16 protein-coding genes and 1 pseudogene are annotated in these 15,479 nt (G+C 66.0%); 10 read left to right on the forward strand and 7 right to left on the reverse strand.

Going from position 1 to position 15,479, the window contains the following annotated elements:
• From GJ631_RS02370 to GJ631_RS02385, 4 genes and pseudogenes are all read right to left on the reverse strand, one after another.
• On the reverse strand, positions 1-362 hold a 362-nt coding region (locus GJ631_RS02370), incomplete at its 3' end, for an HPP family protein (RefSeq protein WP_156707617.1).
• Positions 363-452: 90 nt separating this feature from the next.
• Positions 453-1,097 carry a hypothetical protein gene (locus GJ631_RS02375; protein WP_197424752.1) on the reverse strand — a complete coding sequence of 215 codons (645 nt, stop codon included), beginning with the start codon at positions 1,095-1,097 and terminating at the stop codon, positions 453-455.
• Position 1,098: 1 nt separating this feature from the next.
• Positions 1,099-1,974, reverse strand: a pseudogene (locus tag GJ631_RS02380) (DUF3179 domain-containing protein); the annotation flags it as partial.
• Between the two features lie 275 nt (positions 1,975-2,249).
• A complete protein-coding gene (locus GJ631_RS02385) occupies positions 2,250-2,678 on the reverse strand; it encodes a hypothetical protein (RefSeq protein ID WP_156707618.1) in 429 nt (142 codons plus the stop codon).
• Between the two features lie 263 nt (positions 2,679-2,941).
• Here GJ631_RS02385 and GJ631_RS02390 point away from each other — a divergent pair, with 263 nt between their 5' ends.
• The 5 genes from GJ631_RS02390 (at position 2,942) to GJ631_RS02410 (ending at position 7,595) form a co-directional block, all read left to right on the forward strand.
• Positions 2,942-3,310 carry a hypothetical protein gene (locus GJ631_RS02390; protein WP_231753859.1) on the forward strand — a complete coding sequence of 123 codons (369 nt, stop codon included), beginning with the start codon at positions 2,942-2,944 and terminating at the stop codon, positions 3,308-3,310.
• 386 nt (positions 3,311-3,696) lie between these two features.
• Positions 3,697-5,106, forward strand: a complete 1,410-nt coding sequence (locus tag GJ631_RS02395) for a dihydrolipoyl dehydrogenase (protein WP_156707619.1) — start codon at positions 3,697-3,699, stop codon at positions 5,104-5,106.
• 69 nt (positions 5,107-5,175) lie between these two features.
• Positions 5,176-6,063 (forward strand): SDR family oxidoreductase, encoded by an 888-nt coding sequence (locus tag GJ631_RS02400; RefSeq protein ID WP_156707620.1) that lies wholly within the window; start codon positions 5,176-5,178, stop codon positions 6,061-6,063.
• A complete protein-coding gene (locus GJ631_RS02405) occupies positions 6,056-7,009 on the forward strand; it encodes a patatin-like phospholipase family protein (RefSeq protein ID WP_156707621.1) in 954 nt (317 codons plus the stop codon). The genes GJ631_RS02400 and GJ631_RS02405 overlap by 8 nt, the downstream gene beginning before the upstream one ends.
• Before the next feature lie 97 nt (positions 7,010-7,106).
• Positions 7,107-7,595: an HTH domain-containing protein gene (locus GJ631_RS02410; protein ID WP_156707622.1), complete on the forward strand. Its 489-nt coding sequence runs from the start codon at positions 7,107-7,109 to the stop codon at positions 7,593-7,595.
• 5 nt (positions 7,596-7,600) lie between these two features.
• Here the strand turns inward: GJ631_RS02410 and GJ631_RS02415 are convergent, their stop codons facing one another.
• Entirely contained in the window at positions 7,601-8,305 is a 705-nt protein-coding gene (locus tag GJ631_RS02415; protein WP_370518535.1) for an NAD(P)H-hydrate epimerase, read from the reverse strand.
• 122 nt (positions 8,306-8,427) lie between these two features.
• Here GJ631_RS02415 and GJ631_RS02420 point away from each other — a divergent pair, with 122 nt between their 5' ends.
• The 5 genes from GJ631_RS02420 to GJ631_RS02435 all read left to right on the forward strand — a co-directional run bounded on the left by GJ631_RS02420 (position 8,428) and on the right by GJ631_RS02435 (position 14,005).
• Positions 8,428-9,660 (forward strand): MFS transporter, encoded by a 1,233-nt coding sequence (locus tag GJ631_RS02420; protein WP_156707623.1) that lies wholly within the window; start codon positions 8,428-8,430, stop codon positions 9,658-9,660.
• Between the two features lie 113 nt (positions 9,661-9,773).
• Complete coding sequence (locus GJ631_RS02425) at positions 9,774-10,745, forward strand: sulfite exporter TauE/SafE family protein (protein ID WP_231753860.1); 972 nt, start codon at positions 9,774-9,776, stop codon at positions 10,743-10,745.
• Between the two features lie 130 nt (positions 10,746-10,875).
• The gene (locus GJ631_RS02430; protein WP_231753861.1) at positions 10,876-12,885 is read left to right on the forward strand and encodes a plastocyanin/azurin family copper-binding protein; all 2,010 of its coding nucleotides are present in this window, start codon (positions 10,876-10,878) and stop codon (positions 12,883-12,885) included.
• Positions 12,815-13,033, forward strand: coding sequence for a hypothetical protein (locus tag GJ631_RS18880; RefSeq protein ID WP_231753862.1), 219 nt, complete (start codon positions 12,815-12,817; stop codon positions 13,031-13,033). Before GJ631_RS02430 ends, GJ631_RS18880 begins: the two co-directional genes overlap by 71 nt.
• Positions 13,034-13,123: 90 nt before the next feature.
• Positions 13,124-14,005 (forward strand): hypothetical protein, encoded by an 882-nt coding sequence (locus GJ631_RS02435; RefSeq protein WP_156707624.1) that lies wholly within the window; start codon positions 13,124-13,126, stop codon positions 14,003-14,005.
• 23 nt (positions 14,006-14,028) lie between these two features.
• Here GJ631_RS02435 and GJ631_RS02440 read toward each other — a convergent pair whose 3' ends face one another.
• Together GJ631_RS02440 and GJ631_RS02445 are read right to left on the reverse strand one after the other, a co-directional pair.
• Complete coding sequence (locus GJ631_RS02440; protein ID WP_370518536.1) at positions 14,029-14,814, reverse strand: sulfite exporter TauE/SafE family protein; 786 nt, start codon at positions 14,812-14,814, stop codon at positions 14,029-14,031.
• A gap of 100 nt (positions 14,815-14,914) precedes the next feature.
• Positions 14,915-15,274: a DsrE family protein gene (locus GJ631_RS02445; protein ID WP_156707625.1), complete on the reverse strand. Its 360-nt coding sequence runs from the start codon at positions 15,272-15,274 to the stop codon at positions 14,915-14,917.
• Between the last annotated feature and the right edge of the window lie 205 nt (positions 15,275-15,479).

Consider the following 15,479-nt stretch of genomic DNA (forward strand, 5'->3'; position numbering starts at 1 on the left):
GTCGCACACGCCGGTGCGTGATTCGTGTCGGTCGCTATCATCGCCCAACTGGTCGCGACGATGGAGACGACGCCGCTTGCCGCCAGCCGCAAGCCGTCGGCCGACAGCGCGGGCGGCAGCGCCGTCAGCGTGACACCGGGGCCACGCAGCCAGTACGCGCCCAACCCCGCGACGGCACCGATGACGTGGCTGCCGACGACGCGGTAGGCGTGGGTCCGCTCGCCGCGGCGGTCGAAGGCGAGAATGTACGCCGAGGGGCCGAGACTCGGGAAGACGAACGGCTGGCCGCTCGCCCACGCGACGGCGCCCAACACCGTAAACAGCAGTCCGGCGTAGAGGCTCGTCCCGACTCGGCGTCTCATACCTCGCCGTCCGGCGCCGTGGTTCAAAACCCTGTGATTTCTCCCGGTCGAAAGCGACCGTTCGTACGAACTCCGACCGCAGACGCGTTGCTACACCGCTGCCACGTCGGTGGTGTCGATTTTCCCACCGAGGTAGATGAGACTCCCCACCAGCAGCGCGACGCCGAGAGGGAGCAGCCACGCGAACAGCGACACGAGCAGGCCGCTGGCCTGAATCCCCAGTGCGATTAACACGACGGGGCCACAGCAGACGGTCCCCGACAGCAACGCCGGAACCGACGCGAGCAGCCCCGACCCCGCTCCGATGCCGCAAGCCTGCGGTCGGACGACGGCCAGATACGACAGCGCGAGGCTGACGCCGACGAGCATCGCTATCGACAGCCCGATAGCGACGTTCAGCGGCGCGACCAACAACCGGACGACCCCGGTGTCGAGGACGGCGACGGCTTCGAACGACGCGGGACCGGTTCGGAGGAACGCCCGTCCGAGGGGGTCCGAAACGACGAGCAAGCCCGGCTTGACGTCGGGGCGAAACGAGAGATTTCCCACCGCCCAGAGATACGCGAGGATGTACACGACGGTGACGGCACCGATGACGACCAGCGAATCCCGGCGCCGGGCCGCGAGTCCGATTGCCGCTTTCGTGTCCGTGAGTCGGCGCCGAAGCGTCGCCGTCGGCGTCGGTGACGTTCCGTCCCTCGGGGTTCCGGTAGACGTAGCCCGTATCGAGGGCATCGTCGTAGACGGTCACGTACGGAACGCCGCCGAGGGTATCTTCGACCACCGTCTGCTCTCGGAGGGTCGTCTTCGGAACGGCGAGGGCGCCGTCGGTGGTTCGGCTGCCCAGCACCACCGTCTTGGGGCGGAACCGGTCGTCCGTCGCGAGCGGCCGAAACAGCGTGTTGTCCTCGGCGTAGTAGCCCCTCGGTGGGTTGTACCCGCCGTAGGGGTCCCGGCCGTAGTCGCGGGCGTGGCCGGTGTCCTCGGTGAGGACGACGGTGTCGGGATGTGCCGACCGCCACTGCTCCCAGGTCGTCCAGACGACGCGGAACTCCTCGAGATACGACCCCTGCATCGGCCCCTTGATGGCTCGCGCGAGCATCTGGGGCCACCAACTGTCGGTGCCGCGGTCGTACATCACGAGGTTGGCGTTGATGAGTCGGCCGGAGACGCCGAACTCGGTGTCGCCGCGGCGAAACCCCTGTGCCGTCCCGGTGAGCGGGCAGTAGGTGACCGAAACCGGCTCGCCGCCGACGGTGTCGTTGACGATTTCGTGCCAGACGAGGACGTACTGGGTGTAGGCCTTGGCCTCGCCGTTCAGTTCGACGCCGAAGACGGGGTCGGCTCCATCGAGGTTCGACGGCGCGTCGGCGGCCGCCGCGAACGTCGGGTCGTCGATGGAAGGGATGCCGTCCTTCGGCGGCCCGCCGTCCTCGACCGCATCTCGGAGTTCGGCGGCGGTGTACGCCTCCGGTAGCGACCGGTCGGCCGTCGGCGGCTCGCTGCCGGACCCGCTCCCGTCAGATTCGTTCGGCTCTCCGCTACCCAGACAGCCCGATAGCGCGACGAGTCCACCGACCGACCCGAGGACGTGCCGTCTGGTCGTTTTCATACTTCTAGTTGGGTTCGGGTTCGATTAACCTTGTGTGGGGTGTGCGCCTCGGTCACAATTCCCGCTGCAGGTGCGCGTGGTCTCCGCTCCCGAGAGTAATTCCCCAGAGCATGTGCCCGATAACCGTCGTCCTCGCGACGACGAAGCCGATGACGGCGATGAGTACGCCGCTCGGTTCGAGTTTCCGTTCGCTGCCGGCCGGTGGGGCCGTTGGTGTTGGATGAGGGAACGAAGCGAGTCAGTGAGACGCTCGATGCCGACGGTCGCGAGACGGTTTAGCCGAGGATGCCCGACCCGACGACGGCGCCCAAGACGACGCCGTAGACGAGATGGAAGACGGTGAACATCCCCATCATCTTCGGGTCGGGCTCCATCGCCAGCACGACGCGCATCCACAGGATCATCCCGACGACGGTCAGCACGATGCCGTAGGCGGCGCCGAAGGCGACGGCCGTCAGGAGCGTCTCCAACCCGAATCCGAGCGCGGGAACGACCAGCACGAACGCGACGCCGGCGCCGATGCCGTACATTATGTGTAGCGCCATCCCGGGCATCATGTACTCCTCGGCCGGGCCGTCACCGACGTACTTCGCCCACAGTTGGGCCGTCGGCGGCGGCGAGTCGTCGCCGAGCGCCATCATGAACATCGTCATGACGATAGTTGCGAGCAATCCACCGACCAATCCGCTGAGTAGTGTTACCATCGTGGGGTACCTCTTGAATCGGAAGCATCTGACGGGTCGCCCCTCAGACGCTTACTGACGGTTACTCGGTTTTGTAGGGTAACTATTAAGCATTCGCTGAGTGACAGGTAATGGGATTACCAGCACGTAATGGACTCCGTCGCCGCCACCACGTCTGCGCGCTGTCGGACGTCTGGAAAGCTCGCAGTCTGGCGGTTTTCGTGTGTGCATGTTCGTGACACGGTCGGCTGGATTACTTATGGTTACTATCCGTAACCTACTGTGTGAGTCTCCCGACCGATTCCCCCGACTCCGGAACCGCGCCCGACTGTACGACCAGTTCCTCTTTCGAGGACCACGGGCTCGCCGACGGCGAATCGCTCGTCCGTGAAACCCACTATCGACTCGTCGACGCCGGGGTGACGTTCGAACCGACCGAGGCGTTCTTCGACGCGCTCGAATCGGCGTTTGTCTGGAGTTACATGAGCACCACCGACGAGTCCGGTGTTCCCGAACACGTCGATGCCGCAATCGAGGACACGCGGGCGTTGACACACGAGGCCTTCGCCGAGGACCGGTCGGCGGACCTCCGGACCGAAGTCATCCCGGCGTTCTACCAGCGAGTCGCCGGCTTTCACTGCATCTATCGGTGACCGGAGACAGACGGTGGCGGTGGTTACACGCGTGTTAGTACCTGAACCGGCAGTTAGCGAGCGATTATATTCTCCGAAGCCGAACGTACGGTCGCCGGCCGTCTGCTGTGTGTCGTTGCACCCCCCACCCCCCTTTCGGAGTCCCCATGGATGGCGACGGTACGGCATCTCCCCTTTCGGAACCTCGCTTTTCGAGCCGCGCGTGCGGGCGTCGCTTTCAGCGACGCTGTCGTGTCGGTCGATACCCTGAGCCGACCGCTTGATGCGACCACCGACTTCGAGCGCCGCCTGCAGAACGCAGCGTCCGTTCGGTGAGCCGCAGGTAACTCGGTTTCCTCTTGCTCAGCCAGCAGTTAAGGTTACTAAGAGTAATTGAGTAACCGTACATGTCTCAGACGGATTCGGCGGCGGGTGACACCGCCCACAAGACGGTCGACGTACTCGTCCTCGGTGGCGGAACCGGAAACAAAGTTGCCTCGGCGGCCGCGGCGGCGGGACTGGAGACGGTGCTCGTCGAGAAGGGACCGCTCGGCGGCACCTGTCTCAACCGCGGCTGTAACCCCTCGAAGATGCTCATCGCCCACGCCAACCGGGTGAACGCGGTCGCCGACGCCGACCGGTTTCACGTCGATGTCACGCTCGACGGCGTCGACGTACCGGCCATCGTCGAGGAGGTCCACGGCACGCTCGGCGACATCGCCGACGGGATGGCCGAGAGCAAGCGAAACGAGGAGAACCTCACGCTCGTCAACGCCGAGGGGCAGTTCATCGACGACCGGACGCTACGGGCCGACGGGACGGAGTACACCGCCGAGAAGGTGCTCGTCGCCGCGGGGACGCGCCCGCTCGTCATCGACGCCATCGACGGTCTCACCGACGTGGACTACCTCACGAGTTCGGAGGCGCTTCGACTCTCCGAGCCGCCGGAGCGACTCGTCGTCATGGGCGGCGGCTACATCGCCGCCGAACTCGGCTACTACTTCGACGCCCTCGGCACCGAGGTCGCGCTCATCGAGATGGAGGACAGCCTGCTGCCCAGAGAGGACGACGAAGTGGCCGAGCGATTCACCGACATCGCCAGACGGCGCCACGACGTGTTCACCGGCTACCGCGTCACCTCGGTTTCGGAGGCCGATGGTACGATTACCGCGACTGCCGAGTCGGCCGACGGCGACACCATCGAGGTGTCCGGCGACGAACTGCTCGTCGCGCTCGGTCGCCGACCGAACACCGACCGAATCGGCATCGAGAACACCGACATCGCACTCGACGACCGGGGGTTCGTCGAGACCGACGACCGACTGGAGACGAACGTCGACGGCGTCTACGCCATCGGTGATATCATCGGCGACCATCCGTTCAAACACGCCGCCGACTACGAGGTCGAGGTCGTCACGGAGAACCTCGTGGACGGTGCCGACCGGACGGTCGATTACAGCGGAATGAGCCACGCCGTCTTCACCGAACCGCAGGTCGCGGGCGTCGGCCGGACGGAGGGTCAACTCCAAGAGAACGGCGTCGAGTACGTCGTCGGGCGCGCTGAATACGCCGACGCCGCGATGTCGCGGGCGCTCAAAATCGACGACGGACTGGTGAAGGTGCTCGCTTCGCCCGACGGCGAACTGCTCGGCTGTCACCTCGTCGGTCACGAGGCATCGATGCTCGTCCACGAGGCGACGCTCGCGGTCCGGCACGGACTCTCCGTCGAAGACGTGGCCGACACGATTCACGTCCATCCCTCGATGAACAAGGTCCTCGAGTCGGCGTTTCGGGATGCTGCGTCGAAACTGGCGTAATCGGGGGCAGCACCGCCGACACACTCCGCGTAGCGAACGTATAGGCTGCTCCGACGCAATATATACACGATGACAACAGACGCAAACACCACTGACGACGGCTCCGGAGGGTCGCTTACTCCGCCGGAGCTCACCGACGAACAGATACTCGAAATAGCGGACGACCACTTCTCGCCGGAGAACGTCGCGCTCGTCACGGGCGCCGGCTCCGGAATCGGGCGGGCGACGGCCGTCGCACTCGCCGCCAACGGCCTGACCGTCGCCGGACTCGACATCGACGAGGACGGTCTCGAAGAGACCATCGCGACCGCGGAATCCCTCGACACGGATGGTCGCGTGTTCGCCACACCCTGTGACCTCACCGACGACGCGGCGGTTCGAAGCGCCGTCGATGCGGCCGCACAGGAAGGAACGGTACGGTATCTCGCCAACATCGCGGGAATGCAACACATCGCCGCCATCGCCGAGTTTCCGATGGAGAAGTACGATTTCATGCAGGACCTCATGCTCCGGGCGCCGTTCTACCTCTCACAGCTCGTGATACCGCACGTCGAGGCGACCGACGACGGCGTCGGTGCAATCGGCAACATGTCGTCGGTTCACGGCCACTACGCGACGCGGGACAAACCCGCCTACATCACGGCGAAACACGGTCTGACCGGTCTAACTCGTGCCATCGCTGCCGAGGGCGAGGGGACGCTGCGGGGTTTCTCCGTGAGCGTCGGCTACGTGTTGACGCCGCTGATGGTCGACCAAATACAGGATACGGCCGAAGAGCGTGGCCTCTCCGAGACGGACGTCGTCGAGGACGTGATGCTCGGACAGGCCCGAACCAAGGAGATGATGACGCCGATAGAGGTGGCGAACCTCTTCGTGTTCGGCTTCTCCTCGCACGCCAAACACCTCAACGGCGGTGATTTACTGTTCGACGGCGGCTACACAACGACCTATGAGTAGAATCGCCATCGCCTGTCAGGGCGGCGGCAGCCACACCGCCTTCACCGCGGGCGTTCTCAGACACGTCCTCGAAAACTGGGACGAGGACGACGAACTCGTTGGGCTGTCGGGGACTTCCGGCGGTGCGCTCAACGCCGTTGCCGCATGGTACGGGTTGGCGACCGAGGGGCGCGAACGCGCAATCGAACTGCTCGATGCGGTTTGGGACGACGTCGCTGCGGACGACCCACTCGACCGCGTGACGAACGCGACGGCCGTCTGGACGCGCCAACTCGAAGCCAGCGGTCTCCCAGTCGCGCAGGTGAGTCCCTACTTCCAGCCGACGGCGACGTGGGCCCAATCGGAGTTCAAGGCGCTCATCGAACGCCACGTCGACTTCGAGGAAGTTCAGGCGCTGTGTGCCGACCCCGAACGACCGGAACTCGTCGTCGGGACGGTGAACGTCAACGCCGGGGAGTTCGAGACGTTCACAAACGAGGACGTGACCGCCGACGCGGTGTTGGCCTCCGCGGCGATACCGGAGTTGTTCCGGGCCGTCGAAATCCACGACCACTACCACTGGGACGGGTTGTTCAGCCAGAACCCGCCCGTCAACGACCTGATGGTCGGCGACGGCGACCGCAAACCCGAGGAGCTGTGGGTCGTCCAGATTAACCCACAGGAGCGCGAGTCGGTGCCGAAAACCGGCGAGGAGATATCCGACCGCCGAAACGAACTCGCCGGCAACATCTCGCTGAACCAGGAACTCGGCTTCATCGAACGTATCAACGACTGGATCGACGAGGGACTCCTCCCCGAGGACCAGTTCACCAAAACGAACGTCCACAGAATCGAGATGGGACAGGCGTATCACTGCTCGACGAAGGCCGACCGCTCCCCCGAGTTCATCGAGGAGTTGGTGTCGCTCGGGGAGACGCGGGCGGCAGCGTTCCTCGACGACCGGTAGCGAGGACGCCGCGTGTCTCGCCGTCGGGTACTGCTCGGTAACCCGGCAACGAAACCGTTAGCGAATCTATATCTCCGCCGGGAGCCACCGGTACGGTATGACTTCCCGCTCACGACCGATTCGAATCGAACTGTTCGTTCGGTCGCTCGCGCCGAACGCGACACGGCCGACCCAGGAGTCGGTCTTCGAGCGCCTCCAGCGACTGGCGGCGACCGGCTCCATCGAACTATCGGTTCATGTCACCGGCGGGCGTGTCTGTCCCAACACGGCGGCGGCGTCGACCGAAACCGGGCAGTTCCTCCTCGACAGCATCGACGCCTTCGAGTCGTGGGCCGACGAACACGGCCGTTCCCTCCGGCCCTGCTTCGAGTACCACGAGAACGCGACTGCCATCGACGGCAGCGACTGCAGCGGTATCGAGTTCCCCACGATGGTGCTGGCAGAGTACGACGCGGCCGGGTTGCGGTTCGTCGCGCCGTCCTCCGACGGCACCTCGACGGTGACGGTTCGGGACCGCCTGGAGGCGATAGAGCGCGAGGCCCCCACCGACGACGACGGCGCCGTCGCCGCCACCGCCTCCGAGTAGCCAACTCACTCTCGAATCGGAACGACGTACTCCTCGAATGGCTGCTCGTAGGGTATCTCGAGCCGTTCGTACACCGACGCCGGGATGCCGATGTCGCCCAGCAGCAACTCGCCGCCGTTCGGCCCGAGCCCCGTCTTCGGCAGCGCGAGCGTCAGGGTCGCGTCGGCGTCGACGGCCGCTCCCGGAACCGCTCCCGTCGTCGCGTTCACGCCCGACGGCACGTCGAGTGAGACGACGCCGTCGGCGTCGTCACAGGCACGCGCGAGGTCGGCAGCGACGCCGTCCAGCGCATCGGTGAGGCCGTAACCGACCAGCGCGTCGACGGCGAACCGACCCGCAAGCGAGGGCACTTCGTCGCGGACGGTCGCGCCTGCGGCCTCGAGAATCCGTCGCTGGGTCGCCGCGGCACCGGTGGTCGAAGCAGCCGGTCGGTCCGTAACGACGGTGACCGGAACGTCTCGATTCAGCAGGTGTCGGGCGCAGGCGAGGCCCCCACCGCCGTTGCCGCCGCCGCCAGCGAGGACGACGACCGGCCGTCCGTCCCGTCGGTTGCGGACGACGCTCGCGAGGTTCCGCCCCGCGTTCTCCATCATCGAGTACAGCGGGAGGTCGACGGTTTCCGTTGCGACGCGGTCGACGGCGGCCATCTCCTCGGCGGTGACGGCCGTCAGCGGCGTGCCTTCGGCCGTCTCGAAGGCGTTGGATTCCACGTTCCGAACCGTCGTTCCCGGCGGTCTTGTATTCCCGCCCGGTTTTGCGTTCTCGGAACCCGTGCACGTTCGTCACCAAACCACCACGACATTGATACACAGGGGCTCGATTGGACCTGTAGATGAGTGGTGATTCGACGACCAGCGACGTACTGGCCGGCCGCTATCGTGTCCTCGTCGTCCTCGCGATTGCCGAGTTGCTCGCGATGACGCTGTGGTTCAGCGCCTCCGCAGTCGGTCCGGAGTTGGCCGACGCGTGGAGGTTGTCCGGCGCCGAGACGGCGTGGCTGACCAACGCCGTCCAGTTGGGATTCGTCGTCGGGGCGGTGCTGTCCGCCGTTTTCACCGTCTCCGATACGATTCGGCCGCGGTATCTCTTCGCCATCTCGGGGGCCGTCGGCGCACTCGCGACGGCGGCTATCGCCGGTCTCGTCGACTCGTTTCTCCCGGCGGTCGCGTTGCGATTTCTCACCGGCGTCGCCTTGGCCGGCGTCTACCCGCCCGGCATGAAAATCATGGCCGGGTGGTTCCGTTCGGGACGCGGGTTCGCAATCGGCGTCCTCGTCGGCGCGCTGACCGTCGGGTCGGCGATGCCGCACCTCCTGCGGGGCGTCGGCGGCGTCGGACAGCCGCGACTCGTCCTCTTCGGGGCGGCCGGCCTGGCTTTCGTCGGCTCCGTCCTCGTGTTGTTCGTCGATTCGGGGCCGTATCAGGCCGCCGCCGCCCCGTTCGACCCGAGGGCAGTCCCCCGACTCCTGCGCGATAGGGGGTCGCTGCTGGCGAACGTCGGCTACTTCGGCCACATGTGGGAGTTGTACGCCGTCTGGGCGTGGATTCCGGTGTATCTGGAGCTGAGTTTCGCGGCCAGCGGTGGCCAGTCGGCGGGGTTCGCTGCCCTCGTCGCCTTCGGTGCCATCGGCATCGGCGGCGTGGGTGCGGTCGTCGCCGGCCTCGGTGCCGACCGCATCGGTCGAACGACGGTCACGAGCCTCAGCATGGTCGGCAGCGGGGCGGCCTGCGTGGCCGCGGGGTTCGTCTTCGGCGCTCCCGCCGCCGTCGTCGTTCCGTTCGTCCTCCTATGGGGGTTCGTCATCGTCGCCGACTCCGCACAGTTCTCGGCGGCCGTCTCGGAGCTGGCCGAGGACTCCTACGTCGGAACGGCGCTGACCCTGCAGACCGCCGTCGGCTTCTTGCTCACGCTCGGGTCGATTCAGGCGACCCCCATCGTCGCCGAGGCCGTCGGCTGGCGGTGGGCGTTCGCGCCGCTGGCTATCGGTCCGCTCGTCGGCACGCTTGCGATGCTCCGACTCCGCTCGCTGCCGGAAGCCGCGGAACTGGCCGGCGGCCGTGGATGACGACGGTCACCTCGTGGTAAGGCCGTTACCGCTCGGTCAGTCATACCCTTATTGTCGATGCGATTGTTGGTTACGTATGGTAACCACGCTCTCGACGCTCGGACGGTGGGACGATGGATAGGTCGGACGGCCGCACCGTGTCGATGGCCGTCGTCGTCTCTCTGACTGCTATTGCCGCGACGACGGCCATCGTCAGCGCCGCACCGTTGGGGCAGGTCGCGGTACCGTTCTCCGAGGCGCAGTTCTTCGACCACTGGTGGGTGTTTCCGGTGTCGGTCGTCTTCGCGTTCGTCGCGCTGTCCTCGGGCGTCTCCGGGGCGCTGTTCTTCAGTCCGTTCTTCATGCTCGTCGTCGGATTGACCCCGGCACAGGCCATCGGCGCTGGCCTCATGACCGAGGTGTTCGGGATGGGCAACGGCCTCCGGTCGTACGTCAAGCAGGGCGTCGTCGACTACGCCACGGCGAAGTGGCTCCTGCTCGGCTCGGTTCCGGCCATCGTCGTCGGGTCGCTGGCGGCCCACTATGTCGACCCGACGCTTCTGAAAATCGTCTTCGGGGTCGGCCTGCTCGTCCTCGGTGGGTTCCTGCTGTTTTACCCGTCGCCGGAGACGTGTGAACCCGGCGAGAGCGAAGGGGAGTACTTGCGCGAACGCGCCGAGCGGAACCCCGAGACGGTCGTCGAAGCCGCCGACGGGGAGGTCTACCGCTACAGCACCTGCTGGCGGCCACCGGGTGTCGCGCTGTCGACCGTCGGCGGCTTCATCACCGGCCTCATCAGCGCCGGCCTCCCCGAAATCGTGACGACACAGCTCGTCATCCGGTGTCGACTGCCGCCGCGGGTCGCCATCGCGACGAGCGTGTTCGTCCTCGCCATCACGGCGTCCGTCGGGGCAGCCATCCACGCGCTCAGCGCGACACCGGTCTGGTACGTCGTCGCGTGGTCGATACCCGGCGTCCTCGTCGGCGGCACCGTCGGCACTCGCGTCGGGAAGTACCTCCCCGAGGAACTGATGGAAAGTGGCCTCGGCGTCGTCTTCGGCATCGTCGGCGGTATCGTCCTCGCCGTCGAACTACTCTCGATTTGATACGTCATCGAGGAAGAGACACAGTATGCACACCTTACTCCGAACGTAGCCGGTTTCGTGCCAGTAACCGAGTTACCGGAACGTTCGCTTAGGTTGATACGAACGTCAGAACAATGCTGTTTCGTACCCAATGACGCACTACGATAGACGTACCCTCCTCCGATTCGGCGGCGTCGCGGCCGTTGCCGCGCTCGCGGGCTGTTCCGGAGCAGAGGACGACGAAGACGAATCGACGCCGACGGGGACGCCCGACGGGACAGCGACCCCGGCGTCGGGCGGCGACGCATCGCCCGGTGGGGACGTACTCGGCGGTCCGGACGACCTCCAATCATCGGCGACCGTCGAGGCGCTGTCGCTGGATTCCGACCAAGGGGCCGGTCAGTTCGTGTTCTCGCCCGCCGTCGTCTGGGCCGAGGCGGGCGCGACGGTCACCTTCGAGGACGTGGCAGGGAGTCACTCGGTAACTGCCTACCACGCTGACAACGACAAACCGAATCGTCTCCCGTCGGGGGCGGCGGCGTTCGACTCCGAGGTGATGAGCGAAGGCGACTCCTTCGAGCACACCTTCTCCGAGTCCGGCGTGTACAACTACTTCTGTTCGCCACACGAGGGTCTCGGGATGGTCGGACTCGTCGTCGTCGAGGAACCCGGTGGTGGCCCCGGAACGACCGCCCCCGAGGACGTCGAGAGTTCCTCGGCGCGGGAGACCCTCTCGCGACTGCTCGAACTCGCCGGTATCGGCGGTGGTGGTGGCGAGTCGGCGGCCTACAACTGGATCGACGCGACGTGGGACTCCTACTGGTACTCGCTGTACAACATGAGTACCAACATCGCGATGGCGGAGAACGGGGTCCCGTTCCCGCTCAACGAGCAGATGGCGGAGATGCGGGACCAGCGACTGCCGGCGATGCTGGAGAACGCCGACACTGACCGGCCGCCGATTAACAACCCGAACTTGACTTTCGCGGCGTTCACCGAAGGCGACCCGTCGTTCACCCAACGGCCCGTACTGGAAGACGACACCGGGCGGCCGGACGCCAGCACGCTCAAGTGGGACAAATCCCAGTCCTCGGGAATCGTCAGTCCATCCTCGCTGGCCTGGACACACCTCAAAGGAATCACCTGGGCGAAGAACTTCCAGAACCACTTCGAGGTTCTTCCGCCGGAGATAGCGGCGAAGTTCCGTGCGCAGTTGCTCACGACGCTCGCACAGGTCGGCATCAACGCGGCGCTGCTCGTCGGCGGCTCCCGGGAGAACGGCGCGCTGACTCACGGCGACACGTGGGAGTTGCTCTCGGAGTACCGGCCGGCCGAGGGAGAAATCGTCGACGAAACCCGGCGGCCTCACCACCACTCCGCGATGCTATGGTTCCTCTCGGACATCAACAGCCTCGCCCAGGGCGACTGGTTCGGGTACGTGAACCCGCGACCGCTCATCCCGAAAGACGAGGACAGCGACGGCGTCTTCGATACCCCGGTCGGTATCCAGGAGATAACCGACGGGGTCGCACGGACCACGATGGAGTTGTTCGACCCCGCCGAGGTGGTGTCTCAGGAGTCGACTCGGTCGGCCGGACAGATGCTCGGGGCGGTCGGGTACTACGGACCGCAGGCCGGAAGCGCCGAACTCCGGTCGGCAGCCGCCACCTACGCCAACGGGCTCGCCGCCGAAATCGAGGCGAACCTCGCGGGCAACGGGATGGTCGAGAACGGCGCCGACAACCAGGCGGCGACACAGGGCATCGTCGCTCAGGGCCTGCTGTGGGCCTCCGAACTCGACGGCGTCGACCACAGCGATACCGCCGAGGACGTCCTCGGCTACCTCACCGACGAACTGTGGGACGACGACGCCGGTGTGTACGCCAGCGGCGCGGGCGACAGCACCTACACGATTACGGCACGCGACGCCGGCGACATCACCGGCGGTCTCAACGCCGCCGATGCCTTGCTCGATATGGATATCAGGGAGAACTACGCCAGGTTCTTCAATCAGACGTTCAACCGCGGCCGACTCCAGCGAGCCGAGCGCCCCCCAGTCCAGAGACGAGGGCGCCGAGTTCACGCTGCCGTTGCCGCCGGCGGCGGGCGGGGAGTTCGGACAGGCCGCCGTCTACAACGCCGAAGTCGAGTACGACGTTGACGCCGACGAGTGGTCCGTCACCGACGACCGCTTCGACACCGAGTGGGCGCTGTACCTCGCCAATCAGGACATCTGGATTAGCCACTGGGGCGGGGAGTTCTACCAGGGGCGGGGTGTCCCCGGACGGAGCGACACCCCGGAGAACTGACGCCGTCGTGGTGTCGGACCGACCGCGGCTGTCCGTTCCGAGTACCATTCGGAGAAACCGCAAATACTGATGGGCACGACGTCTCGGTAGATGCAGGCGACGCTCCTCGACGGGCTCAGACGCCCCATCGAAGTCGGTCGGAACCTGCGGTCGGCGCTCGCTGGCCTCCTCTCCCAGGAGTTCACGTTCTCCAGTGGCCACTTGACCGCGATTCTGAACGGCTGTCTGTTCGCGCCGTCGATTCTCACCTTCTGGTTCGTCAACGGCGTCATCGACTTCTCGACGGCCATCGTCATCGGGTCGGTCGCCTCGCCGGCCGGCCTCCAGATACGGCTGTACGCGTATCTCCTCTTGGTGCCGACGTTTCTGCTGTTGCGGGCGGGGTTTCACCTCGCCCATCCCGGCCACCGAAAGCGAGTGCTCTCGGGGACGTGCCCACAGACCGAGTATCTGAGCCTCGATTGGTTCAGCGTCGGTATCCTCGCGACGGGCCTGCCGTTGGCGCTGCAGGACCTCGGACCGTGGCTCGGAATGAACGCCGTGTTCCTTGTGGGGTTGTTCGTCTTCCCTCGATTCCTCCCCCCGCGACTGGGGATGGCCGAGAAGTTCCTCGCCATCGCTGCTGGGTCGGCGCTGTTCCTGTTCGCGAACTACGGGGCGCTGCTCCCGGTGGGTCCGGACCCGGCGTCGGTCGTCGGCCCCGTCGCGACGCTGGCGCTCACCGACGCGACGACGGCTTCGCTGTTGGCCGCCGTCAACAGCGTCGGCGTCGGGCCGCTGCTCGTCGCCGCCTTCGCCGTCGCGATGAACCACCTGCTGACACGGCCGGAGTTACGGGACGTGCCGCTCCTCCGTCACACCCTCCCGCGTCGGGACCCCGACCGCGTCGTCGTCGCGAGTGCCGCCTTCGGGACGGTGTTTTACTTGCTCGTGGTCGCCGCTGCCACCGGCGAGTTGGTCTTCGTGCCGTGACTGCCGCCTCGCTGTTCGACCGGTCAGGCGATACCGGCTCCCCCGAGGACGAGACGGACGCCGATGATACTCAACAGCGTGAGGACGGCGGCTCGACGGGGCCGCTCCCCGACACGACTTCGGAACCGTTTGCCGAGTGCCACGCCGAGCAGCGCCGGAATCGCGGCGACGAGCGAGGCGACGAACACCGTGCTGTCGGGGTACAGTCCGAGGGCGCCGGCGGCGGCGACGCGGATTCCGTTGAGTCCGAGAAACACCAACGCGACGACGCCGACGAAGACGCCGTGCGAGAGGTCACAGCTCCGAACGTAGGCGATGAGCTGGACGCCGACGTTGGTCCCGCCGAACAGCAGTCCGGAGACGGACCCGACGCCGACCATCGCGGGCGTCGATTCGACGAAACACCCCTCCTTGGCGCGTGCCAGCCCCGGAACCGGCACGACGCGTTGTGCGTTGAGGACGAACGCCAGCGAGATGAGCCCCAGACCGATTCGCAGCGGGGCATCCGGGAGGCGGTCGAGGAGGGCCATCCCGACGACGGTTCCGAGCAGCGCCGAGAGCAACAGCGGCGTGAACCGCCGCCCGCAGGATTTCAACTCCGGAACCGAGAGCTCTCGAACCAGCGAGAGGTTCACCGAGAGAATCGGGAGAATCATGAACACGACCGCCGTCGCCGGGTCGAAGGCCGTCGCAAGCACCATCGTCCCGACGATGGCGAACCCGAACCCAGCGACGCCGTTGACGACGCCGGCGACCAGCAGGACCGCGCCGACGAGTACGAGCAGTGTCGGTGATGGGACTGGGACCACGGCGGACCTTCTGGCCCTTTCGGCATAAACGGCAGCTAACCGCTCAGTAACCGAATCGCGCTCCGTGTCGTTCGAACCGGTGAGCAATCGGCCGACCCGTTCAGCCGATGGTGAGCAGGTCGAACCCCTCGTCGGTTAGTTCGCCGACTGATGGCCCATGGTCGCCGTCTCCGAGGAGTTCGATACCCGCCTCCTCCAATTCCGCTTCCGTCTCGAAGGCCCCTGCACAAGCACTGCAAGCGCCGGCGAGTAGCCCCCGTTCCCTTGCTTCTTGGAAGGCCCCGTTGACTGGGTGTTCCGGGTTTGCGGCGAGCTCGCCCGGCCACTGGGTGGCGGAGCCATCGAAGAACACCTCGACTTCCTTGCCGCTCTCGTCGAGGTCCAGGGCGTACTCGAGGCCGTTTGCGGTCTGTCCGACTTCGTCGGTGCTCGTGTTGAGCAGTACTGCGAATCTGTCCATCGTCGTGCCTCCAGTACGTTGTTCGTTCGTGGTGTGATATGCGTTATCTAACCGCACAGTAACGGCGTTACGCAGACCTCACGGGGTACGACGGGCACGGAATCAGCGGTGTTCGTCCGGAACTGCGTTGGCGGCGGTCCAGGCCCTTACCATCACGTTACCGCCTTACCGGAAGGTGTGCGAGCGCTTATTGATTACTATACGT

Origin of the sequence: Natronomonas sp. CBA1123, from assembly GCF_009741925.1 — an archaeon.
Classification (GTDB): Archaea; Halobacteriota; Halobacteria; order Halobacteriales; family Haloarculaceae; genus Natronomonas.